Below are 22,340 nucleotides of genomic sequence, written 5' to 3' on the forward strand. Positions count from 1 at the left end.
TTATCAGGCGGGTGCGCGCACCGGCGCGAATCGCCTTTGGTTTCCACCATTCTGTCCGGTATTTATCGGGCAAATCGCCGCCTGTGTGGAGTCGGTCACAAGGTCATAACTCTCCCCACACGCAAGCGAAATGAGCCCTGGGAACGGATTGGTAACTGGGGTGTTTAGTCCGGAGGGAAGCGGGCATAAGAATGCGGGGAGCTGCTCTGATTCAGGCAGTTCCCCGCATTGTTCGGTGGCGTCGCTATTTATTCGCTGGGCCAGGTTTCCGAAACGGCCTTCCGGGCAGCCTCCAGATCGACCTGTCGGCCGGCCTCGGCCAGCGCCGCCCCCAGAGCCGCGAGCGAGGAGAGCACCGCGCCCCGCGTCGCATCCACCCCGTAGTGATTGACCCGGATCATCTCCTTGGCCAGCGCGCCCCCGCCCGCGATGAGCGGCAGCGAGGGCTCGCCCGCGAGCGCCCGAGCGACCAGCCCGGACGCGTCCACCCCCTCGGGCACGCGCAGCGTGGTCGCCACCGGCGCCGCGTCCCGCGCCTCGTGCACGTACGGGGTCAGACCGCCGCCCAGTGCCACCGCACCGGCGCGGGTGGCCGCCGCGGCCGCCGCGTGACGGGCCATCACCGCGTCCAGTCCCTCCGCCTCGATCCGCTCCACGCACGCCTCCAGGGCCAGCATCTCCAGCTGGGCCGGGGCGTGCAGCAGCGCCTTGCGGCCGCCGTCGATCCAGCGCTCCTTCCAGTCCAGCAGCGACAGGTAGGAGCGGCGCGGGGCCTGCGGGTTGGCGGCGATCCGCGCCCAGGCGCGCTCGCTCACCGACACCGCCGAGACGCCGGCCGGCCCGCCCATCGCCTTCTGCGCCCCGATCACACACAGGTCCACGCCCCAGGCGTCCGGCAGCAGCGGCTCCGCGCCCACCGAGGCGACCGCGTCCAGCATGAACAGCGCCCCGTGCGCCCGCACCACCTCGCCGATCTCCGCGACCGGGTTGGTGTTCCCGGTCGCCGCCTCGGCGTGGACCAGCGAGACGAAGTCGATCTCCGGGTGCGCGGCCAGCGCCTCGGCGACCTGGGCGGCGGTGACGGCCGTGTGGAAGGGCACCTCCAGGTCGACGACCTCGGCCCCGCAGTCGCGCAGCCAGTTGCCGAAGGTCTGCCCGTAGGGGCCGGTCACCACGTTCAGCGCCGTCGAACCGGGCCGGGCGCCGCCCCTGATGCAGCCCTCCAGGGGCAGCAGCGCCTCGCCCTGCATGATGACGACGTCCTGCTCGGTGGCCAGCAGCCCGGCCACCCGCCGCTCGATCGCCGCGAAGTGCGCGGCGGTCAGCGGGGCGAGGTCGAGGAAGGGGTGCGTCACGGCGGTGCTCTCTTCGGGTTCGGATCGGCGGGCGCCGGTCTGCTGACCGGGCGTCTTCGAGAGTACCCAGCGCCCGTCGGACGCTCCGGTACAGGGCGTCGCACCCGGGACCGCCCCTCGTACAGTGCTGTGCATGAGTGATCACGACGCATCGCGGGTGCTGCATGTGAAGGGGCGGGTGCTCATCGGCCCCGAGGAGGTCAGGGACGAGCTCTGGGCGGTGGACGGCCGGGTCTCCTACGAGCGGCCGCCCGGCGCGGACGACGCGGTCACCGTCACCGGCTGGGCCCTGCCCGGACTGGTCGACGCCCACTGTCACGTCGGACTCGACCACCACGGCGCCGTCGACGCGGCGACCAGCGAGAAGCAGGCCCTCGACGACCGGGAGGCCGGGGCGCTGCTCCTGCGGGACGCGGGCTCGCCCGCCGACACCCGGTGGATCGACGACCGCGAGGATCTGCCGAAGATCATCAGGGCCGGCCGCCACATCGCCAGGCCCCGCCGCTACACCCGGAACTACGCCCACGAGATCGAGCCGGAGGAACTGGTCGCCTACGTCGCCCAGGAGGCGCGCCGGGGCGACGGCTGGGTGAAGCTCGTCGGTGACTGGATCGACCGCGAGGTGGGCGACCTGACCGCGCTGTGGCCGCGCGAGGCGGTGGAGGCGGCCATCGCGGAGGCGCACCGGCTGGGCGCCCGGGTCACCGCGCACTGCTTCGCGGAGGACTCGCTGCGCGACCTCGTCGAGGCCGGGATCGACTGCGTCGAGCACGCCACGGGGCTGACCGATGAGACCATCCCGCTCTTCGCGGAGCGCGGCGTGGCGATCGTCCCCACGCTGGTCAACATCGCCACCTTCCCCTCGCTCGCGCAGAGCGGCGAGGCCAAGTTCCCGCGCTGGTCCGCCCATATGCGCCGGCTGCACGAACGCCGCTACGACACCGTGCGCGCCGCCTACGACGCCGGGGTGCCGGTCTTCGTCGGCACCGACGCGGGCGGGGTCCTGGCGCACGGTCTGGTGGCCGACGAGGTCGCGGAGCTCGTCAGGGCGGGCATCCCGCCCCTGGAGGCGCTGTCCGCGACGACCTGGGGGGCGAGGGCCTGGCTCGGCAGGCCCGGCCTCGAGGAGGGGGCGCCGGCCGACCTCGTGGTGTACGACGAGGACCCCCGGGCGGACGTCCGCGTGCTGGCCGGCCCGCGCCGGATCGTCCTGAACGGGCGCGTGATCGGCTGACGCACCGCGTTGACCGGCAGTGACCAGGGGGCGGCCCGCTCGTTGAACCTTTTCCGTGTACGCGGCACGGTCACCGTACGAGCCTCCCTCGCGCGGTCCGAAACGCCGTGGAGCTCAGTGAAACGGGTGAACGCGAGGAACGCACGTGCCGGAATAATCGAAAACAGGCGCGGAAACCCCCCTTTGGAGTGAACTCGCCTCAGGTGTCCGCCAGTTCACTCTCTGTGCGTAAAGATTCACGGAGTCGAGGCCACCGGTGCCCGCGATGTCCCCCATTGGACGGCGCCGGTGGCTCCATGTCTCTTGTGGGGGTTCCGCCATCTTGAACAGCAACACCTTCCGCCTCGCCGCCCTGGCGGTCGCTGCCGCTCCCGTCGCCCTGCTGGCCACCGTCCCGGCCCACGCCGCCCCCGCGACGACCGGCGGCGACGGGAAGGCGAGCGCGGTCGTGCTCCGTACCGCACTCGACGTCTCGCTCCTGAACAAGACGGTCGACGTGCCGTTGAAGGTCACGCTCAACGAGGTACGGGCGCCGCGCAGCGCCGAGGAGACCGCGCTCAGCGTGCGGCTCGACGGTGTGAACGACGGAAAGCCGTTCAGCGTTCTGAAGGCCGACGTGGCCACCGCGAAGGCGACCGTCGGGAAGCACCGCGCCGAGGGCTACAGCAACCTCGCGAAGGCGCGGGTGAGCCTTCCCGGGCTCATGATGTTCCCGCTGATCGAGGTGGAGAAGGTCACCTCGAAGGCGGTCTGCGAGGCGGGCCGCCGGCCGGTCGCCGAGTCCAACGTGCTGGGGCATGTGACGGTGCTCGGCAAGCGCGTCACGCTCACCACCGGCGGCACCACGCGGGTCGCGGTGCCGGAGGTCGGCGAGGTGACCCTCGACCTTTCGAAGACGGAGACCACCTCGCGCACGGCCGCTGCGGTGGCGCTCCGGTTGAGTGTGTCGGTCAACCCGCTCCACCTGAACGTCGCGGACGTCAAGGGCGAGGTCACGCTCGCGGAGGCCACCTGCGAGACCCCCGAGGGCCACGGCGGCCACAACGGCGGCGGCGACAACGGGGGCGGCGGGAACGGCGGCTCCGGCAACGGCGGCGGCGAGAACGGCGGCAACGAGAACGGGGGCTCCGGCAACGGCGGTTCCGGGAACGGTGGCGGTTCGACCGACGGCGGTTCCGGGAACGGCGGCGCGACCGAGGGGGGTTCCGGTGACGGCGGCTCCACGGGCGGCGATGACAAGACCGGTGGCACCGGGGGTGACGGCGGCGACGTGAAGACCCAGACGGGCACGGACCAGGCGCCCGCCGCGACCGACGCGGACCTGGCCGAGACGGGCAGCAGCTCCAGTACCCCGTACATCGCGGGTGGCGCGGCCCTGCTGCTGGCGGCCGGCGCGGGCGCCATGGTCCTGACCAGGCGCCGCGCGCGGGGCTGAGGCCCGAGGGGGAGGAACCGGGGGAAGAGGGGTGAGCGGTGTTCCGGGGGTGGCACACCGCTCACCGTTTGAACCGGTGCTCCGGGGGTGGAGCAGTGCTCACCGTACGAGCCGGCGCCCGGCCGCCGACCGGCCCGGCGCTCCACCGCCGACCGAACCCGCGCCCTACCGCCCCGCCACCGTCAGTGCCTGGAGCGCCAGATCGAGGGCCTGGAGGAAGCGGTTGGTCGTCGTCCGGTCGCGGACCGCCAGACGCAGCCACCCCTCCCCGAGCCCGGGGAACGTATCGCCGCGCCGGGCGACGAAGCCCAGCATCCGCAGCCGTTCCCGTATCTCGGCGGCCCCGTCGAGGCGGATCAGCACGAACGGCCCCTCGGCCGGTTCCACCACCCGGACCTCCGTGAACTCCCGCAGCCCGGCCACCAGATGGGCCCGGTCCACCACGATCCGGTCCGCCGCGTCGGCGGCCTCCGCCAGCGCCCGGGGCTCCACACACGCCTCCGCCGCCGCCAGCGCCGGGGAAGACACCGGCCACAGCGGCTGTGCCTCCTCCAGGGTGCGGATGGTCTCCGGGGCGGCCGCCACGTAACCGATCCGCAGCCCGGCGAGCCCCCAGGTCTTGGTGAGGCTGCGCAGGACGACGAGCCCGGGGACGTCCGTACGCCCGCACAGGGCCTCACGTTCGCCCGGCACCGCGTCCATGAACGCCTCGTCGACCACCAGGGTCCGCCCGGGACGCGCCAGCCGCTCCAGCACGGCGGCGGGGTGGAGCACGGACGTCGGGTTGGTCGGGTTGCCGACCACCACCAGGTCCGCGTCGGCGGGCACGTCGGCCGGGTCGAGCCGGAAGCCGTCCCCGGCCCGCAGCAGCACCCGGCCCACCTCGTGCCCGGCCGCGAGCAGGGCCGCCTCCGGCTCGGTGAACTGAGGGTGCACCACATACGGCCGTTCGGCCGGCAGCGCGCGGGCGATCAGGACGAACGCCTCGGCCGCGCCCGCCGTCAACAGGACCCGCTCCGGGGGCAGTCCGTGCCGCGCGGCGACCGCCGCACGGGCCGCGCGCCCGTCCGGATACGCGGCGAGCGTGCCGAGCGAGCCGGCTATCCGTTCCTTCAGCCAGGCCGGGGGGGTCCCGGCCCGTACGTTGACGGCGAGATCGGTCAGATCCCGGTCCCGTCCGCGTACTTCCGCGTCTCCGTGGTGACGCAGATCGTGCGTGCCCGCGCCTGTCGCGTCGGGACTCTCAAGGGGAGTGTGCATGACCGCCGTGGTGGGGGTGTGGTGTGGGGGTGTGCGCCGTCGTCGGGGGTGTACTCCGGCAGGATGACTATGCGCCCCGCACCCGGTTTCACGCAACGGTCCCGACCGGTCGGCGCACGACCGCGCAGGTGGCCATGGCGGGCCGTCCCCCGCCGGGCCGCGATGCGCGTTTGGGCACGAGGAGCCGACCGCCGCCGGCGAGCGCCGCCGCCTCCGCCACGGAGGGCGTGCCGACGGCGGCGAGCGCCGCGTCGGAGGGGTGCGGCACCGCGACCCGGGCCAGCACCTCGGCCGGGTAGGCCCGCAGCGGCACCCCGAGCCGGGCGGCGGCGGCCACGATCCCCGGCTCGCCGGCCTTCGCCTCGACGGTCACCAACTCCGCGACCCCGCGCGGCGGGAGTCCCGCCTCCCGCAGGACCTCCCCGACCAGCCCGGCCACCTCGTCCGCGGAGACGCCCCGGGAGGCGCCGACCCCGACGACGAGAATGCCGGGCGCGGGGGCCGCGGCGACCGCGGCGGCCGGAATGCCGGTCTCGCCGACCTCGCCGACCTTGCCGGTCCCGTCGCTCCGGCCGGTCTCGCCGGTCTCGGTGATCAGCACGCCGACGCCGGACACAGCGCCTCCGGCGATCGGAGCGCCGGGCGCGGCGGCCTCGATCCCCTCGCCGGCCTCGCCGGCCTCGGCAGCCGGAACGCCGGTCCCGTCGCTCCGGCCGGTCCCGCCGCTCTCGCCGGCCTCGCGCGCCCCGGTCGGTGGCCGAGATGCGCGGACCGGGGTGCATCGGCTAGCAAGAGGCCATGGCGGTGTTCGTCGCGCTCGGCGCGTTCCTGATGACCCTGGCAGGCGGCTGGGTCGCCCAGCACGTCAGCGACCGCCGCCACCTGGTCCTCGGCCTGGCCGGCGGGCTGATGCTCGGCGTGGTCGGCCTGGACCTGCTGCCCGAGGCGGTGGAGGCGGCGGGCGGCCTCGTCTTCGGAGTCCCGGCGGCCCTGCTGCTGTTCGTCGGCGGCTTCCTCGTGGCCCACCTGGTGGAGCGGCTGCTCGCGGTGCGCCAGGCGGCACACGGGGCGGCCGAGCAGCGCGTCCCGCAGGTCGGGCTGACGGCGGCGGCCGCGATGGTCGGCCACAGCCTGATGGACGGGGTGGCGCTCGGCGCCGCCTTCCAGGTCAGCGGAGGGATGGGGGCGACCGTCGCGCTCGCCGTGATCACGCACGACTTCGCGGACGGCTTCAACACGTACACGATCACCAGCCTGTACGGGAACGCCCGCCGCAGGGCCCTGACGATGCTGTTCGCGGACGCGGTGGCACCCGTCGTCGGGGCGGCCACGACGCTGCTGTTCACCCTGCCGGAGGAACTCCTCGGCTGCTATCTCGGTTTCTTCGGGGGCGCGCTCCTCTACCTGGCCGCCGCGGAGATCCTGCCCGAGGCGCACCACCACCACCCGGCCCTCTCCACCCTCCTGTGCACGGTGGCCGGAGTGGGGTTCATCTGGCTGGTGGTGGGCCTCGCGCAGTGACCCCGGCACCGCGGTCATCCCCGGCACCGCTCGACGAACCGCAGGGCCGTACCGGGTGAGGCGGCCCAGTGGGTGTGCAGATAACTCGCGTGTACGCCCTGCCGGACGAACCCCTCCACGCGCCGCTCGGGCCGGTGCATGCCCCAGGCGGGCTCGGCACCCGCGCCCGGCTCGACGACGGAGCGGTGGAACTCGTGCCCCCGCATCCGCGCCCCGGCCGGCGCCAGCACGTTGTCCGTGAGCGCGACGGCGTCCCGGTAGCCGAGCGTCAGCCGCTTCGACATCCGTGCGTCGGCGTCGAGCACCCCGCACATCGGCAGCCCGTCCAGCGACCGCGCCAGATACAGCAACCCCGCACACTCGGCGGCGACCGGCGCCCCGGCCCGCGCCAACTCCGCCACGGCCTTCCGCAACGGCTCGTTGGCCGACAACTCGGGGGCGTACACCTCGGGAAAGCCGCCCCCGATCACCACCCCCCGCGTCCCCTCCGGCAGGGCTTCGTCCCGCAACGGATCGAAGGTCACGACCTCGGCCCCCGCAGCGGCGAGCAACTCGGTGTTCTCCGCGTACGAAAACGTAAAAGCGGCCCCACCAGCCACAGCGACAACAGGCTTCGCCCCCGCGGCCGAAGCCGGCCCCTCCGGCGTTCGAGGAGCGGAGGCCGGGGCGGAGACCCGGTTACGGGAAGAGTGGGCTCTCCCCTGCTCGAACGAGGCCGAGAGCCTGGGGACGGGCAGGGGAACACTCCCGCCGAAGGCGCCCCCGACCGCGTCGCCCGCCCCCCAAGCCGCCTCCGGCAACGCGGGCGCAGACCGCGCCAACGCCAGCAGTCCCTCCAGATCGCACCCCGCGGCCACCTGCCCCGCCATCGCCGAGACCGCGGCCACCGCATCGGTCCGCCGCTCCGCCACCGGCACCAGACCCAGGTGCCGTGACGGCACCGCCACCCCCTCGGCCCGCCGCAACGCCCCCAGCACCGGCACCCCGGACTCCTCCAGGGCCTCCCGAAGCAGCGCCTCGTGCCGGTCGGAGCCCACCTTGTTCAGGATCACCCCGCCGATCCGCACCCCGGTGTCCCAGGAGGCGAACCCGTGCACCAGCGCCGCCACCGACCGGGACTGCGAGGACGCGTCCACGACCAGCACCACCGGCGCCCGCAGCAGCTTCGCCACCTGCGCGGTGGAGGCCAGCTCGCCGAGGCCCGAGGCACCGTCGTAGAGCCCCATCACGCCCTCGACGACCGCGAGCCCGCACCCCCGCGCCCCGTGCGCGAACAGCGGTGCGATCAGCTCGGGCCCGCACATGTACGCGTCGAGGTTGCGCCCGGGGCGCCCGGTCGCCAGCGCGTGGAAGCCGGGGTCGATGTAGTCGGGGCCCACCTTGTGCCCGGACACGTCGAGCCCGCGCGCGGCGAACGCGGCCATCAGCCCCGTCGCGACGGTGGTCTTGCCGCTGCCCGAGGAGGGCGCGGCCACGACGAGGCGGGGGACGTTCACCACTCGATGCCCCTCTGGCCCTTCTGCCCGGCGTCCATCGGGTGCTTGACCTTCGACATGTCCGTCACCAGGTCCGCCGCGTCCAGCAGCGCGGCGGGCGCGTTGCGGCCGGTGATCACCACGTGCTGCGTACCGGGGCGTCCGCGCAGCACCTCGACGACCTCCTCGGTGTCGATCCACCCCCAGTGCAGCGGGTAGGCGAACTCGTCGAGCACGTACAACCGGTACGTCTCGGCGGCCAGATCGCGCTTGACCTGCTCCCAGCCCTCGCGGGCCTTCGCCTCGTTGTCCGTCTGGTCGTCGCGCTGGACCCAGGACCAGCCCTCGCCCATCTTGTGCCAGGCGACGGTTCCGCCCTCCCCGCTCGCGCCGAGCACCTTCAGGGCGTTCTCCTCGCCGACCTTCCACTTCGCCGACTTGACGAACTGGAAGACCCCGATGGGCCACCCCTGATTCCAGGCGCGCAGCGCGAGCCCGAAGGCCGCCGTCGACTTCCCCTTGCCGATGCCGGTGTGCACCATCAGCAGCGGGCGGTTGCGCCGCTGCCGGGTGGTGAGTCCGTCGTCCGGCACGCTCTTTGGCCGTCCCTGCGGCATTACGCGGCCCTCCTGTCCGTGCCCCGGAAGCCCTCGCCCCGAAGGCCCGTGCCCCGGACGTCCTTGACCAGTCCGGCGATCGATTCCGCGCGCAACTCGTCGAGCGTGACGGCGGTGCCGCCCAGTTCGCCCGCGAGGTCCGCCGCGAGCCCCAGCCGTACCGGCCCCGACTCGCAGTCCACGACGACCGACGCCCTGCCCTCGGCCGCGTGCAGCCGGGCGGCCCGCGCCGCCAGCTCCACGGGCCGCGGCCCGCCGGTCGCCCGCCCGTCCGTCACCACGACCAGCAACGGCCGCCGGGACGGGTCGCGCAGCCGCTCCACCCGCAGCACGTCGTGCGCCTTCAGCAGCCCGGCGGCCACCGGGGTGCGCCCGCCGGTCGGCAACGAATCCAGCCGGGCCGCCGCCGCGTCCACCGACGAGGTCGGCGGCAGCGCCAGCTCGGCGTCCCGGCCCCGGAAGGTGATCAGCCCGACCTTGTCGCGCCGCTGGTAGGCGTCCATCAGCAGGGACAGCACCGCGCCCTTCACCGCGCCCATGCGCTGCCGGGCGGCCATCGACCCGGAGGCGTCCACGACGAACAGCACGAGATTGCCCTCCCGCCCCTCCCGCGTCGCCTGCCGCAGATCGTCCCGCCGCACGACCAGCCCCCGCCCGGACCGGCCCCGCGCCCGCTGGTGCGGGGCGGCGGCCAGCACGGTCGCGGCCAGATGCAGCTTGGTCAGCGCCCCCTCGGGCCGCCGCGCGCCGGTCGTCCGCCCGTGCTCGGTGCGCGCCCGGGACCGCCGCCCCGCCGCGCCCTCCCCGAGACCGGGCACGCTCAGCATCCTCGTACGGAACGGCTCACCGGCCCGTACGGGCCGCTGCTCACCGCCCTGCCCCGGCACGGGCGCCCCCGCCTCCGGCTGCTCGCCACCCCGGCCGGGCGTGTCGTCGGCCCCGTCGGCGGGCGGGGGCGGCGTGTCGGGGCCGTCCCCCCGGGGCGGGAGGCCGCCGCCACCGCCGCCACCCGGCCCGTCCGGCTCCGGATCGTCGTCCCCGCCGCCGTTCCGCTCCAGCGTGTCGTCGAGCTTGTCCTCGTCGAGCCCCGGCGCGTCGAAGGGGTTCCGCCGGCGCCGGTGGGGGAGGGCCAGCAGCGCCGCCTGCCGGACGTCATCGGCGAGTACGCCGGTGCGCCCCGCCCACGCGGCCAGCGCGGTGGCGGTCCTGGCCATCACGATGTCGGCGCGCATCCCGTCGACCTCGAAGGCCGCGCAGGTCGCCGCGATCTGCCGCAACGCCTTGTCACCGAGGCGCACTCCGGGCAGCAGCGCCCGCGCCGCCGTGATGCGGTCCCGCAACTCCGCTTCCTCGTCGGCCCAGCGCGCCGCGAAGGCCGCCGGGTCGTCCTCGTACGCGAGCCGCCGCCGCACCACCTCCACCCGCTGGTCCGTCTCCCGGGACGCCGCGACCTCGACGGTCAGCCCGAACCGGTCGAGCAGCTGGGGGCGCAGTTCGCCTTCCTCGGGATTCATCGTCCCGACGAGCAGGAACCGCGCCGCATGCCGTACGGAGACGCCCTCCCGCTCCACGTACGAGGCACCCATGGCCGCCGCGTCCAACAAGAGGTCCACCAGGTGGTCGTGGAGCAGGTTGACCTCGTCCACGTACAGGATTCCGCGGTGCGCGTCCGCGAGCAGCCCGGGTTCGAAGGCCTTCACGCCCTCCGCGAGCGCCCGTTCGATGTCGAGTGCCCCGACGAGCCGGTCCTCGGACGCGCCGACGGGCAGCTCCACGGTCCGCGCCGCCCGCGACACGCCCGACGCGTCCTCGTGGGGCCCGTCGGGACACGCCGGGTCGGGCGCCGCCGGGTCGCACGAGAAGCGGCAGCCCGGGACGACGCGCACCTTTGGCATCAGCGCGGCCAGCGCGCGTACGGCGGTGCTCTTGGCGGTGCCCTTCTCGCCGCGCACGAGGACTCCGCCCACGGCGGGGCTCACCGCGTTGAGCAGCAGCCCGAGCCGCAGGTCGTCCTGGCCGACGATGGCGGTGAAGGGGTAGGGCGTACTCACATGACCTCCTTGACGGGGGTTGCGGGCGCTCCCGGCGGGATGAACGGCAGCCCCGAGGGCGCGCCCGACTCGATGAGCCGCCACAGCGCGTCCGTGTCCGCGTGCTCCTCGATCAGGTCTCCGAGGCGGTCGAGCTGTTCCTCGCGCAGCGCGGCGAAGCAGGTGCCGGGCGCGGGCACGAAGCGGCGGCCCGTGGTCCGGGCGACCTCGGTCAGGAACCGGCGGCGGAACGCGTCGCTCTCCAGCGAACCGTGCCAGTGGGTGCCCCAGACGGCCCCCGAGCGGCAGCCGTCCAGCGGGGTTCCCCGGCCGTCCGTCAGGAACGGTTCGCCGCCGCGCACATCGGCCACACCGTGATGGATCTCGTACCCCTCGACGGGTGCGCCGAGCGCCTCGCCGGACGGCCGGGCGAGGGTCTTCTCACGGTCGAAGCGGATGCGCACCGGCAGCAGACCGAGGGCGTCGACCTGTCCGGCGCGCGACTCGACCTCGTCCTCGATGTGCTCGCCGAGGATCTGGTAGCCGCCGCAGATGCCGAGCACCGGCCGGCCCTCGGCGGCGCGCCGCCGCAGCGCGTCGGCGATCCCGCGCTCGCGCAGCCAGGCGAGGGCCTTCACGGTGCCCCGGGTGCCCGGCACGATGACGAGGTCGGCGTCGGCGAGCTCCTCGGCCCGGTCCACGAACCGCACGACGACACCCGGTTCGGCGGCCAGCGCGTCCACGTCGGTGAAGTTGGACATCAGCGGCACCGCGCACACGGCGACGCGCAGGACGTCCTCGCCGTGCGGCGCGGCGACCGCCGACTCGCGCACGGTCCCGCGCAGCGACACCCGCAGGCCGTCCTCCTCGTCGATGCCGAGACCGTGCGCGAAGGGCAGCACCCCGTACGTCGGCCGGCCCGTCAGGCCGGACAGCATGTCCAGCCCCGGCTCCAGCAGCGAGACGTCGCCGCGGAACTTGTTGACCAGGTAGCCGGCGATCAGCTCCTGGTCCTCGGGCGAGAGCAGCGCGGTCGTACCGAAGAACGAGGCGAACACCCCGCCCCGGTCGATGTCCCCGACGACCACCACCGGGAAGCGCGCGGCCCGGGCGATGCCCATGTTCACGATGTCCGTGCGGCGCAGGTTGATCTCGGCCGGAGAGCCCGCGCCCTCGCAGATCACCGCGTCGTAGGTGCCCCGCAGCTGCTCCAGGCAGTCCGTGACGGTGGACAGCAGCTGTTCCTGCCGTCCGCCGTGGTAGCCGCGGGCGCTCATCTCGCCGACCGGCCGCCCCATCAGGACGACCTGGCTGGAGCGGTCGCCGCCGGGCTTGAGCAGCACCGGGTTCATCAGGGCGGTCGGCTCGACCCGGGCGGCCTGCGCCTGCATCGCCTGGGCCCGGCCGATCTCGGCGCCCTCGCGGGTGACGAAGGAGTTCAGCGACATGTTCTGCGCCTTGAACGGGGCGACCTTCACCCCCCGGCGCACCAGCCAGCGGCAGATGCCCGCGGTGACGACGCTCTTGCCCGCGTCCGAGGTGGTCCCGGCGACCAGCAGTCCGCCGCTCATATCGTTCTCCGTCCAGAGGTACGAGGTCCTGGTGCGCTCGGGGAGCGGCCGGCTGCCGCGATCCGGCGTGCGACGGTCCCCGCGCCCAGCCGGGCCGCCACGCTGACGCCGAGGGCGAGCACGCCCACCCGGCGCGAGAGGCGCACGGCACGCTCGATGTCCCCCGTCTCCACCGCGCGGCCGGCCTCCCCGTTCAGTACGGGCCGGTGCTCGACACGGCCTCCGTAGGCGAGGGTCCCGCCGAGCCGTACGCCGAGCGCGCCGGCGAACGCGGCCTCCACCGGGCCCGCGTTGGGGCTCGGGTGCTTCGCGGCGTCCGCCCGCCAGGCCCGTGCCGCCTCCCGCGGCCGTCCGCCGGCGGCCACGGCGAGCAGGGCGGTGAGCCGGGCGCCGGGCCAGCCCGCGAGGTCGTCGAGCCGGGCCGAGGCCCAGCCGTACCGCCGGTAGCGGGGCGACTTGTGGCCGACCATCGCGTCGAGCGTGTTGGCGGCGCGGAAGCCGACGAGCCCGGGGACACCGGCGAGGGCGCCCCACACCAGGGCGCCGACCACGGCGTCCGAGGTGTTCTCGGCGACGGACTCGACGACGGCGCGCGCGATGCCGGGGCCGTCCAGCGCCTGCGGGTCGCGCCCGCACAGGTGCGGCAGCCGCTCCCGGGCCAGTTCGATGTCCCCGGCGGTCAGCGCCCCGCCGACGGCCCGGGCCTCGCGCCCCAGCGACGTACCGCCGACGACGGACCAGGTGGCGGCGGCGGTCAGGGCGACGGAAGCGGCCGGGTGGCGGCGCAGGGCGCGGGCGGCCAGCGCGGCGCTCCCGGCGGCGCCCCCGGCGCAGAGCAGGGTGTGCAGGGCGCCCCAGCCGCGGTGGTCGCGCCAGAGCCGGTCCTCGACGGCCGCCGCGGCCCGCCCGAAGGCGGCGACCGGGTGCCCCCTGCGGGGGTCACCGAGCAGCAGGTCGCCGATCAGCCCGGCCGTGGCGCCGTACGCGTGGATGCGATCGGCACGCACGGTTCAGCCGGCCGTACCGGTGGTTGCCGACGGGGGCGGCGGGGAAACGGTCGCACGGCGGCCGGGCATGGCGATATGTCCTCACTCAGGGTCCGCGCCCTGGTTCGACGTGACGGCGACGAGAGTCTCCTGGCTTCCGGATCGGCGGTTCCCCCGGTCTTCCAGCCCCTGGCGAGGGCCGTGACGTGCGGCGGTGGGGGACCGCTCCCCGGTGACAGTGGCGGGACCGCGCCGGATTCGCACCGGCTTCCTCTGCTGTCGCCGTAATGGCTCCGGCAGTCCACCACGCCCCGCGAACGCCCGTCAACTCGCCGTTGACCTGCGGCGGCGCGGGGCGGGCGGACGCGCGGCGGGCCGGACGCGCACGAGGTGCGTCCGGCCCGCCGGGAAGGTGCCGCGTCAGGCGACGATGAGATGGATCCCGTACGCGACGGCCGCCGCGCACAGTCCGAAGCAGACGTACGCCCCGGCGCGTGCCAGCAGCAGCGAGGAGCCCGCCGACCCGCTTTGCGCGGCCGGTTCCGGCTGCTTGGAGAGGCCGACGATGCCGAGCGTGAAGAGACCCACCAGGGCGACGGTGGTGACGAGGGAGACGCCGAAGACGGTGCCCAGAGCTGCCCAGTCGATGTTCATACGGGGGGTGTCCTTACCGGAGTACCGGGGTCTGTCAGACCGTGGCGGGTCGGGCCGGATCGGCGGCGACGGGCCCGGCGGGCGCCGGGATGGTGGCGGAGAGGTCGTGCGCCTGGGCCGTGGTGGGCGGCGGGCTCACGGCCGCGATGGCCTGGGTGACGACCCCCGCGGGTTCGGCCGGGGCCGCGTCCTCGGAGCCGGGCGCGACATCGCCGTGGCCGACGGGCTTGCGGCGCGAGAGCACCCAGATCGCCCCCGAGCCGGCCACCAGCAGCGCCGCGACGACCACGACACCCCAGGTGCCCTGCTTCGTCAGCAGCTCCGCGCCCGCGCCGACCAGGCCGGCGGCCGGCAGGGTCAGGCCCCAGGCGACGAACATCCGGGTGGCGGTGGACCAGCGGACCACGCCTCCCTTGCGGCCGAGACCGGCGCCCATCACGGCCCCGGAGCAGGACTGCGTGGTGGAGAGGGAGAAGCCGAGGTGCGAGGAGGCCAGGATGACGGTGGCCGCGCTGGTCTGGGCGGCGAAGCCCTGCGGGGGCTTCAGCTCGGTCAGGCCGCTGCCCATGGTGCGGATGATGCGCCAGCCGCCGAGGTACGTGCCGAGCGCGATGGCCAGGCCGGCGCTGACGATGACCCAGACCGGCGGGTTGGAGCCGGGGGAGAGGACGCCGCCGGTGACCAGCGCCAGCGTGATGATGCCCATCGTCTTCTGCGCGTCGTTGGTGCCGTGGGCGAGCGAGACGAGACCGGCCGAGGCGATCTGGCCGGCCCGGTAGCCCTTGGCGGTCGCCTTCTCCTGGGCGTCGTTCCGGATCCTGCCGCCGATCCGGTACGTGAGCCGGGTGGCCAGGAGCGCGGCCAGGCCGGCCACGATCGGGGCGGCGACGGCGGGCAGCAGCACCTTGGTGACGACGGTGCCGCCGTTGACCGACGACCAGCCGGCGGACATCACCGCGGCGCCGATGAGGCCGCCGAACAGCGCGTGGGAGGAGCTGGAGGGGAGCCCGACCAGCCAGGTCAGAAGATTCCACAGGATGGCGCCGACGAGCGCCGCGAAGATGACCTCGGTTCTGAGGCCGTCCTCATTGACGATCCCGCCGGAGATCGTCTTGGCGACCTCCACGGACAGGAACGCGCCGACCAGATTGAGAACGGCGGACATCGCGACCGCCGTCTTGGGTTTGAGCGCGCCGGTCGAGATGGTCGTGGCCATCGCGTTGGCGGTGTCATGGAAACCGTTCGTGAAATCGAACACTAGAGCTGTCACGATCACTATCGCGAGCAGCAGCGTGATGTGTTCCATTTACCCAGGCAATCGTTCGACGTCATTGGCACGTGGAACGTAGGCAACTTGGGTGAACGGAAGATGAACTGGGCCGGGCGTTGCGGTGACTCCCACCGCGGCGGCCGGGCGGCGCCCGGGGCGGGACCGGAAAGGATCTTCGTATGAGTGACCGAGAGCACGCCGCGATCGCCCGGGGATGGCAGGCGGTCGTCGCCACGGCCCGCCGGACGGCGGCCGAGGGACTGGTCGTCGGAACCTCCGGAAACGTCTCGCTGCGAGTCGGTGACACGGTGCTGGTCACACCCAGCGGAGTGCCGTACGAACGACTCCGCCCCGAGGACCTGACCGGCGTCGATCCGGAGGGCAGACAGATCCTCGGGAAACTGGCTCCCACCAGCGAACTTCCCCTCCACCTCGCCATCTACCGGAACACCGGTGCGGCCGCCGTCGTCCACACCCACGCGGTGCACGCCACCGCCGTCTCCACACTCGTCACCGAGGTTCCCCCGGTCCACTACGCCGCCGCGATGCTCGGCGGCACCGTCCGGGTCGCCCCCTACGCCGGATACGGCACCCCCGAACTCGCCGGGAACGTGCTCGCCGCCCTCCGCGACCGCACCGGCTGTCTGCTCGCCAACCACGGCACCGTCACCTACGGCACCACCCTCGACGAGGCCTACGACCGCACCGCCCAGCTCGAATGGCTCTGCCGGGTCTGGCTCACCGCGAGCTCCGTCCCCGGCCGCTCCCCGGCCCTGCTCACGGCGGACCAGCTGGGCGAGGCGCGGGAAGCGCTGAAGGGGTACGGGCAGCGCTGAAGCGGTCCGTGCGGCGCCGACGGGACCGGGAGCGGCCACCGGACGGCCCTGCCCACTGGCATCGCGCCGCCCCGGCCCCGACACTGATGGTGTGCGCCCGGTTACAGCGACGGCAGCGGCCGTCACCACACTCATCGGCGCCGGTGCGGCAGCGGTCGCGGCCGGCCGGTTCGCCGGCGACGTCGCGCTGAGGACGCCGGCCGGACGCCCGCTCCCCGCCGACCGCGAACTCACCGTCCACGCCACGGCCGCCGGACAGGTCACCCTGACCCGGTCCCTCACCTCGCTGCGCCCCGGCACCTACGGGCTGGCGGGCAAGGGCGTCCACGCCGTCGTCGGCCCCGTGCTCGACCGGGCCCACCAGGCCGCCGACACCGTCGTGCGCAGGCTGGAGCGCGTCGACCGCGGCGTCCTGACCCCCGGCGACAAGGTCCGCATCACGCCCCAGGTGTTCAGCGGCGACCCCGGCAGCGCGCTCGGCCTCGCCTTCCGCGAGGTGCGGATCCCCGGCGAACTCGGCGCCCTGCCCGCCTGGCTCGTACCGGCCCCCCGCCGCACCTGGGTCATCACCGTGCACGGCATCGGCGCCACCCGGGAGCACCCCCTGAACCTCCTGGGCTTCCTGCACGGTGAACAGCTGCCCGTGCTCGACCTCGCCTACCGGGGCGATCCGGGCGCCCCCCGCCCCCCGGGCGGGCTCGGCCACCTCGGCGAGTCCGAGTGGCGCGACCTCGACGCCGCCGTCCGCTTCGCCGTCCGCGAGGGCGCCGAGCAGGTCATCCTGTACGGCTGGTCCACCGGCGCGTCCATGGCCCTGCACGCCTGCGTCGGCTCCGCGCTCCGCGACCGGATCTCCGGTCTCGTCCTCGACTCCCCGGTGCTGGACTGGGCCGACACCCTGCGCGGCCTGGCCGCCGCGCGCGGCGTCCCCTCCGCGCTGCTGCCGCTGGCCGTGCGCGCCGCCCAGGGGCAGACCGGGCTGCACGGCACGGGCCTCCTCGACACCTCACTGCCGGTGAGTCTGCACGTCCCGACGCTGATCTTCCACGGCCCCGACGACACCCTGGCGCCCTGGTCGCACTCCCGCCGGCTCGCCGCGGGCCGACCCGACCTCGTCGCCCTGCACACCGTCGACCGCGCTCCGCATGCGGCGATGTGGAACGCCGGCCCGGCACGTTACGAGGAGACCCTGCGCCGCTTCCTCACGCCCCTGATGTGAGGTGATGCGCCGGTTCGGCCGATTGGTCCCGGCCGGCGCACGGGCCCGTGAACACCGGTGACCCGGGTTCCGTTTGGGCTTTCGGGCCGTCAGGGGCAAGACTGCTCCCCGTGACGTCCCGTACCCCGCGCGACTCCAGGCTGCGACTTGTCCGCCCGCGACCCCTCACCACCGCTCGCAAGGCCGTGACCGCCCGGCGCACCAGGTCCGCGCCGCACCCCCCGGAGGGCACCCCGCCCCGGGCGGAACTGGCCCGCCAGGCCAGGAAGGTGCTCGCCGACGCCGTACGGATCGCCCGCTGGGCGGCCGACGGGGACGGCCCCGGCACCCCGCCGCTGGCCGACCAGACCCTCGAACACGCCGCCGCCGCGCTGGGACTGTCCCCGGCGCAGGTGCGCTCCGGCTGGGACCGGGCCCGCCTCGCCGGCCTGGTCGAACTGCACGGCGACACCGCGCGGCCCGGCTGGCGGCTGCGCGCCTGGGACCGGGACGACTCCGCGGTGCTCCGTGGCTGGGTGGCCCTCTTCGACGCCTGGTCGCTCGTCCACCCCGCGCCCCGGGACGTCGAGTCCACCGCCGTCGCCGAGACCGTCGAGGCCGTCCCCCAGGTCCTCTCGCTGCTCCAGCTCTCGGCGGGACCGGTCACCGTGCCCGCCCTGCTCGACCTCCTCGGCCAGCGCGTCGCGGAACTCCACGAGGAGCGGTGCGAGGTGCCGTACGGCCCCGAACCGCTGCCCGCCCCCGCCGAACCGGCGCCCACCGCCCACTCCCCGCAGCTCGTGGCCCTCCTGCTGGACTGGGCCCTGGAGGGCCTGGCCGCCGTCGGGGCGCTCACCCTCGGCGCCGGCCAGGCCACCCTGACGCCCCTCGGCAACTGGGCGGTCTGGGTCAAGCTGGAACAGATCTGCGTCGCCGCCCAGAGCCCGGCCGGCAACATCGAGCAGGCCGCGGCCGACATGCTCCTCGGCTGCGCCCGCCTCACCCCCGGCCCCGCCCGTGCCGAATACCGTGCCTGGCTGGCCGCCCGCCCCGTCGGCAGCGCCGTCGCCGAACTGCTCGACGTGGCCCGGGGCGAGGACGCCCTGCTGCGCGGGCTCGCCTTCGAGGCGCTGCGCGTCGTCGGCGCCCCCGCCGAACCCGAGGTGCGGGCCGTACTCGCCGACCCGTCGCTGCGCCCGTACGCCCTGCTGTGGCTCGCCGAGTACGACGGGACGGACCCCGAGGACGCCCAGGAAGTACTCAGCCGCGAAGAGGCCACCTGGCTCTGGGTCGACACCGCGGCGGCCGTCGCCGACCACGGCGAGACCGGGCTCCTGGTGCGGCACCTCGACTCGGCCGTGCAGGGCACGGTCCCGGCCCTGCTCGACGAGATACGGGCCGTCGGCCACCCGCGCACGGTCCAGGTCCTGGTCGCGCTGGCCGCCGCGCATCCGGACCCGGCGCTGGCCAAGGCGGTCCGCAAGGCGGCGTTCCAGGTGCACACCGGCGGCTCCTGAACGCGTGGCCCCGCGGGGGCCGAGCCCCGAGCCGCCGTGCCCCGATCCCCCGTGCCCCGGCCGGCCCCGCCGCGTCGCCGTCCGTGCCGGGGCCGCCCGGACCGTGCCGTGGGGGAGCCGGGCGGAGCACGCGGAAAAGTCGTTGGACACCGCCAGTAGACTGGTTCCCATGGCAGTTCTCCTTGTGCGTGTGCGTGAGTAACGGCGTCGAGTCGTCCCCGCCTGCCGTTCCTCCGCCGTCCATTCCGCCCTGGAGTTCCTCCCCGTGATCACCGCCTCAGGCATCGAGCTGCGCGCCGGCGCCCGTCTGCTCATCGAATCCGCCAGCTTCCGCATCGCCAAGGGCGACCGCATCGGCCTCGTCGGCCGCAACGGCGCCGGCAAGACCACCCTCACCAAGTGCCTCGCGGGCGAGGGCACCCCGGCCGCCGGCACCATCACCCGCTCCGGCGAGGTGGGCTACCTCCCGCAGGACCCGCGCACCGGCGACCTCGACGTCCTGGCCAGGGACCGGGTCCTGTCCGCCCGCGGCCTCGACGAGATCCTGCGCAAGATGCGGGAGAACGAGGACCGGATGGCGAACGGCAAGGGCGCCACCCGCGAGAAGGCGATGAAGAAGTACGAGCGCCTGGAGACGGAGTTCCTCACCAAGGGCGGGTACGCCGCCGAGGCCGAGGCCGCCACCATCGCCGCCGCGCTCAGCCTGCCCGACCGGGTGCTCGGCCAGCCGCTGCACACCCTCTCCGGCGGTCAGCGCCGCCGCGTCGAGCTGGCCCGCATCCTCTTCTCGGACGCCGACACGCTGCTTCTCGACGAGCCCACCAACCACCTCGACGCGGACTCCATCGTCTGGCTGCGCGACTACCTGAAGACCTACCGGGGCGGCTTCGTCGTGATCTCCCACGACGTCGAGCTGGTCGAGACGGTCGTCAACAAGGTCTTCTACCTCGACGCCAACCGTTCGCAGATCGACGTCTACAACATGGGCTGGAAGCTCTACCAGCAGCAGCGCGAGGCCGACGAGAAGCGCCGCAAGCGCGAGCGCCAGAACGCCGAGAAGAAGGCCGCGGTCCTCAACGCGCAGGCCGACAAGATGCGCGCCAAGGCCACCAAGACCGTGGCCGCGCAGAACATGGCCAAGCGCGCCGACCGGCTGCTGGCCGGCCTCGACGAGCTCCGGGTCGCCGACAAGGTCGCCAAGCTGCGCTTCCCCGACCCCTCGCCGTGCGGCAAGACGCCCCTGATGGCGGAGGGGCTGTCCAAGTCCTACGGCTCGCTGGAGATCTTCACCGACGTCGACCTCGCGATCGACAAGGGCTCCCGCGTCGTCATCCTCGGCCTCAACGGCGCCGGCAAGACGACGCTGCTGCGGCTGCTCGGCGGCGCCGAGCAGCCCGACACCGGCCGGGTGGTCGAGGGCCACGGCCTCAAGCTCGGCTACTACGCCCAGGAGCACGAGACCCTGGACCCGGACCGCACGGTCCTGGAGAACATGCGCTCCGCCGCGCCCGACCTCGACCTCGTCGCGGTCCGCAAGACGCTCGGCTCGTTCCTGTTCTCCGGGGACGACGTGGACAAGCCCGCCGGGGTGCTCTCCGGCGGCGAGAAGACCCGTCTCGCCCTGGCCACGCTGGTCGTCTCCTCCGCCAACGTGCTCCTGCTCGACGAGCCCACCAACAACCTCGACCCGGCCAGCCGCGAGGAGATCCTCGGCGCGCTGCGTACGTACAAGGGCGCGGTCGTCCTCGTCACGCACGACGAGGGTGCGGTCGAGGCCCTGCAGCCCGAGCGCATCATCCTGCTCCCGGACGGGATCGAGGACCTGTGGGGCGCGGACTACCGGGACCTGGTCGCACTGGCCTGATCCTTCGTACTGGATCATTCGGCCTACCCGAGATCCGTCATCTGCGTGAGTACGTCTCGTACCTCGGCGCGGCGCCCGGCAGATAGCTGCCGGGCGCACCCATTTCGGCCGCCCTTCCTGTGCGGGCCCTGACCTGGACGTTCCTCCCGGAGTGCCCGCCGGCCGGCCCGTGCGACCTGCCGGAACGATGCATTCCGGTCGCTCCGGCGCACGCCGGGGGTGTGAATCCGGTCGCACGGACCTTGCCGAATGGGTGGCCAGGAAGCGCCCGAGGGGTGATCATGAGAGTCCAGAGCGCACTTCCCATGAGGAGGCACGGGTGGCCGAGACTCTGAAGAAGGGCAGCCGGGTGACCGGCGCCGCGCGCGACAAGCTCGCGGCAGACCTGAAGAAGAAGTACGACTCCGGTGCGAGCATCCGGGCGTTGGCCGAGGAAACGGGCCGCTCCTACGGATTCGTCCACCGGATGCTCAGCGAGTCCGGAGTGACGCTGCGCGGACGCGGCGGCGCGACGCGAGGGAAGAAGGCCGCGACGGCCTGACGGCCGGCAGCGGTCCGGGGTTCGTCAGGGCCCCGGGGGCTCCCCGGTTCCGGGTGCGGCCACCCGGTCGATCCCATGATCGATCCGGTGGTTACTGTTCAGTCACTTGGCTTCATGTGCTGACTGCACCCGATCCGGAGGCTCCGTATGACCTCGCTCGACTCCGTGCTCGACAAGGACGGCGTACGACTCACCGTCGACGACGCGGTCGCCATGGTGACCCTCACCAACCCGGCCAGGCGCAACGCCCAGTCTCCCGCTCTGTGGCGGGCGTTGACCGAGGCCGGGCGGGCTCTGCCCGGCAGTGTGCGGGTCGTCGTGCTGCGCGCCGAGGGTGTGTCGTTCTCCGCCGGACTCGACCGCCGGGCTTTCACCCCCGAGGGATTCGACGGCGAGCCGTCCTTCCTCGACATGGGGCGCGGCCCGGAGGGCGAGCTCGACGCGCTGATCGCCGAGTACCAGGAGGCGTTCACCTGGTGGCGCCGCAACGACCTCGTGTCGATCGCGGCCGTCCAGGGGCACGCCATCGGTGCGGGCTTCCAGCTTGCCCTCGCCTGTGACCTGCGCATCGTCGCCGAGGACGTCCAGTTCGCCATGCGCGAGACCAGCCTCGGTCTGGTGCCCGACCTCACCGGCACGCACCCCCTGGTTCACCTCGTGGGGTACGCCCGCGCGCTGGAGATCTGCGCCACCGGCCGCTACGTCCACGCGGAGGAGGCCGAGCGCACCGGCCTGGCCAACCTCGTCGTGCCCGCCGCGGAGCTCGAAGGCGCCGCCCGCGACCTGGCCGGCGCCCTGCTGGCCGCCCCGCGCGACGCCGTCATCGAGACCAAGGCCCTGCTGCGCGGCGCCGTCTCGCGTACGTACGAGGAGCAGCGTGCCGCCGAGCGGGCCGCGCAAGGCCGTCGGCTCCGCGACCTGGCGGGCACCCTCGACTGAATACGGACGGGCCGGCCGGAGCCGTAACCCCCCGGCC

17 protein-coding genes, 1 pseudogene and 1 riboswitch are annotated in these 22,340 nt (G+C 74.1%); of the genes and pseudogenes, 9 read left to right on the forward strand and 9 right to left on the reverse strand.

Going from position 1 to position 22,340, the window contains the following annotated elements:
• Positions 1-248 precede the first annotated feature (248 nt).
• A complete protein-coding gene (locus ABZ564_RS23280; RefSeq protein ID WP_360859684.1) occupies positions 249-1,355 on the reverse strand; it encodes an aminotransferase class V-fold PLP-dependent enzyme in 1,107 nt (368 codons plus the stop codon).
• A 133-nt stretch (positions 1,356-1,488) separates the two neighbouring features.
• Here ABZ564_RS23280 and ABZ564_RS23285 point away from each other — a divergent pair, with 133 nt between their 5' ends.
• Positions 1,489-2,589 carry an amidohydrolase family protein gene (locus tag ABZ564_RS23285; protein WP_360859687.1) on the forward strand — a complete coding sequence of 367 codons (1,101 nt, stop codon included), beginning with the start codon at positions 1,489-1,491 and terminating at the stop codon, positions 2,587-2,589.
• Between the two features lie 322 nt (positions 2,590-2,911).
• A complete protein-coding gene (locus ABZ564_RS23290; RefSeq protein WP_360859690.1) occupies positions 2,912-4,024 on the forward strand; it encodes an SCO1860 family LAETG-anchored protein in 1,113 nt (370 codons plus the stop codon).
• Positions 4,025-4,189: 165 nt separating this feature from the next.
• Here the strand turns inward: ABZ564_RS23290 and cobC are convergent.
• Positions 4,190-5,810: pseudogene (gene cobC, locus ABZ564_RS23295) on the reverse strand (Rv2231c family pyridoxal phosphate-dependent protein CobC).
• Positions 5,811-6,082: 272 nt separating this feature from the next.
• Between cobC and ABZ564_RS23300 the strand changes: the two are divergent.
• Entirely contained in the window at positions 6,083-6,805 is a 723-nt protein-coding gene (locus tag ABZ564_RS23300) for a ZIP family metal transporter (protein ID WP_360859693.1), read from the forward strand.
• Between the two features lie 14 nt (positions 6,806-6,819).
• On the opposite strand, the gene ABZ564_RS23305 is transcribed toward ABZ564_RS23300, so the two are convergent.
• From ABZ564_RS23305 to ABZ564_RS23335, 7 genes are all read right to left on the reverse strand, one after another.
• Positions 6,820-8,304 carry a cobyrinate a,c-diamide synthase gene (locus tag ABZ564_RS23305; protein ID WP_360859695.1) on the reverse strand — a complete coding sequence of 495 codons (1,485 nt, stop codon included), beginning with the start codon at positions 8,302-8,304 and terminating at the stop codon, positions 6,820-6,822.
• On the reverse strand, positions 8,298-8,897 hold the full coding sequence (gene cobO, locus ABZ564_RS23310; protein WP_360859698.1) for a cob(I)yrinic acid a,c-diamide adenosyltransferase: 600 nt from the start codon (positions 8,895-8,897) through the stop codon (positions 8,298-8,300). Before cobO ends, ABZ564_RS23305 begins: the two co-directional genes overlap by 7 nt.
• On the reverse strand, positions 8,897-10,948 hold the full coding sequence (locus ABZ564_RS23315) for a putative cobaltochelatase (protein WP_360859701.1): 2,052 nt from the start codon (positions 10,946-10,948) through the stop codon (positions 8,897-8,899). Before ABZ564_RS23315 ends, cobO begins: the two co-directional genes overlap by 1 nt.
• Entirely contained in the window at positions 10,945-12,498 is a 1,554-nt protein-coding gene (locus tag ABZ564_RS23320; RefSeq protein ID WP_360859704.1) for a cobyric acid synthase, read from the reverse strand. The genes ABZ564_RS23315 and ABZ564_RS23320 overlap by 4 nt, the downstream gene beginning before the upstream one ends.
• The gene (locus tag ABZ564_RS23325; RefSeq protein WP_360859707.1) at positions 12,495-13,505 is read right to left on the reverse strand and encodes a cobalamin biosynthesis protein; all 1,011 of its coding nucleotides are present in this window, start codon (positions 13,503-13,505) and stop codon (positions 12,495-12,497) included. The genes ABZ564_RS23320 and ABZ564_RS23325 overlap by 4 nt, the downstream gene beginning before the upstream one ends.
• A gap of 122 nt (positions 13,506-13,627) precedes the next feature.
• Positions 13,628-13,759: riboswitch (cobalamin riboswitch) on the reverse strand.
• A gap of 145 nt (positions 13,760-13,904) precedes the next feature.
• Positions 13,905-14,138, reverse strand: coding sequence for a hypothetical protein (locus tag ABZ564_RS23330; protein WP_360859710.1), 234 nt, complete (start codon positions 14,136-14,138; stop codon positions 13,905-13,907).
• A gap of 34 nt (positions 14,139-14,172) precedes the next feature.
• The gene (locus ABZ564_RS23335; protein WP_360859713.1) at positions 14,173-15,444 is read right to left on the reverse strand and encodes an inorganic phosphate transporter; all 1,272 of its coding nucleotides are present in this window, start codon (positions 15,442-15,444) and stop codon (positions 14,173-14,175) included.
• Between the two features lie 143 nt (positions 15,445-15,587).
• On the opposite strand from ABZ564_RS23335, the gene ABZ564_RS23340 reads away from it, so the two are divergent.
• The 6 genes from ABZ564_RS23340 (at position 15,588) to ABZ564_RS23365 (ending at position 22,303) form a co-directional block, all read left to right on the forward strand.
• Complete coding sequence (locus tag ABZ564_RS23340; RefSeq protein WP_360859716.1) at positions 15,588-16,244, forward strand: class II aldolase/adducin family protein; 657 nt, start codon at positions 15,588-15,590, stop codon at positions 16,242-16,244.
• A 91-nt stretch (positions 16,245-16,335) separates the two neighbouring features.
• Positions 16,336-17,463, forward strand: a complete 1,128-nt coding sequence (locus ABZ564_RS23345; protein WP_360859718.1) for a hypothetical protein — start codon at positions 16,336-16,338, stop codon at positions 17,461-17,463.
• A 185-nt stretch (positions 17,464-17,648) separates the two neighbouring features.
• Positions 17,649-18,959: a hypothetical protein gene (locus ABZ564_RS23350; protein ID WP_360859801.1), complete on the forward strand. Its 1,311-nt coding sequence runs from the start codon at positions 17,649-17,651 to the stop codon at positions 18,957-18,959.
• 265 nt (positions 18,960-19,224) lie between these two features.
• Positions 19,225-20,823 carry an ABC-F family ATP-binding cassette domain-containing protein gene (locus ABZ564_RS23355; RefSeq protein WP_360859721.1) on the forward strand — a complete coding sequence of 533 codons (1,599 nt, stop codon included), beginning with the start codon at positions 19,225-19,227 and terminating at the stop codon, positions 20,821-20,823.
• A 319-nt stretch (positions 20,824-21,142) separates the two neighbouring features.
• Positions 21,143-21,364: a helix-turn-helix domain-containing protein gene (locus tag ABZ564_RS23360; protein ID WP_018518904.1), complete on the forward strand. Its 222-nt coding sequence runs from the start codon at positions 21,143-21,145 to the stop codon at positions 21,362-21,364.
• Between the two features lie 147 nt (positions 21,365-21,511).
• A complete protein-coding gene (locus tag ABZ564_RS23365; RefSeq protein ID WP_360859724.1) occupies positions 21,512-22,303 on the forward strand; it encodes an enoyl-CoA hydratase/isomerase family protein in 792 nt (263 codons plus the stop codon).
• Positions 22,304-22,340 lie beyond the last annotated feature (37 nt).

The sequence above is a fragment of the Streptomyces sp. NPDC019224 genome, from assembly GCF_040632605.1.
GTDB lineage: Bacteria > Actinomycetota > Actinomycetes > Streptomycetales > Streptomycetaceae > Streptomyces.

Coding starts and splice junctions, on each gene's coding strand:
- ABZ564_RS23330 (WP_360859710.1), bottom strand. CDS start 14,138: ATGAACATCGACTGGGCAGCTCTGGGCACCGTCTTCGGCGTCTCCCTC.
- ABZ564_RS23285 (WP_360859687.1), top strand. CDS start 1,489: ATGAGTGATCACGACGCATCGCGGGTGCTGCATGTGAAGGGGCGGGTG.
- ABZ564_RS23365 (WP_360859724.1), top strand. CDS start 21,512: ATGACCTCGCTCGACTCCGTGCTCGACAAGGACGGCGTACGACTCACC.
- ABZ564_RS23300 (WP_360859693.1), top strand. CDS start 6,083: ATGGCGGTGTTCGTCGCGCTCGGCGCGTTCCTGATGACCCTGGCAGGC.
- ABZ564_RS23340 (WP_360859716.1), top strand. CDS start 15,588: ATGAGTGACCGAGAGCACGCCGCGATCGCCCGGGGATGGCAGGCGGTC.
- ABZ564_RS23320 (WP_360859704.1), bottom strand. CDS start 12,498: ATGAGCGGCGGACTGCTGGTCGCCGGGACCACCTCGGACGCGGGCAAG.
- ABZ564_RS23335 (WP_360859713.1), bottom strand. CDS start 15,444: ATGGAACACATCACGCTGCTGCTCGCGATAGTGATCGTGACAGCTCTA.
- cobO (WP_360859698.1), bottom strand. CDS start 8,897: ATGCCGCAGGGACGGCCAAAGAGCGTGCCGGACGACGGACTCACCACC.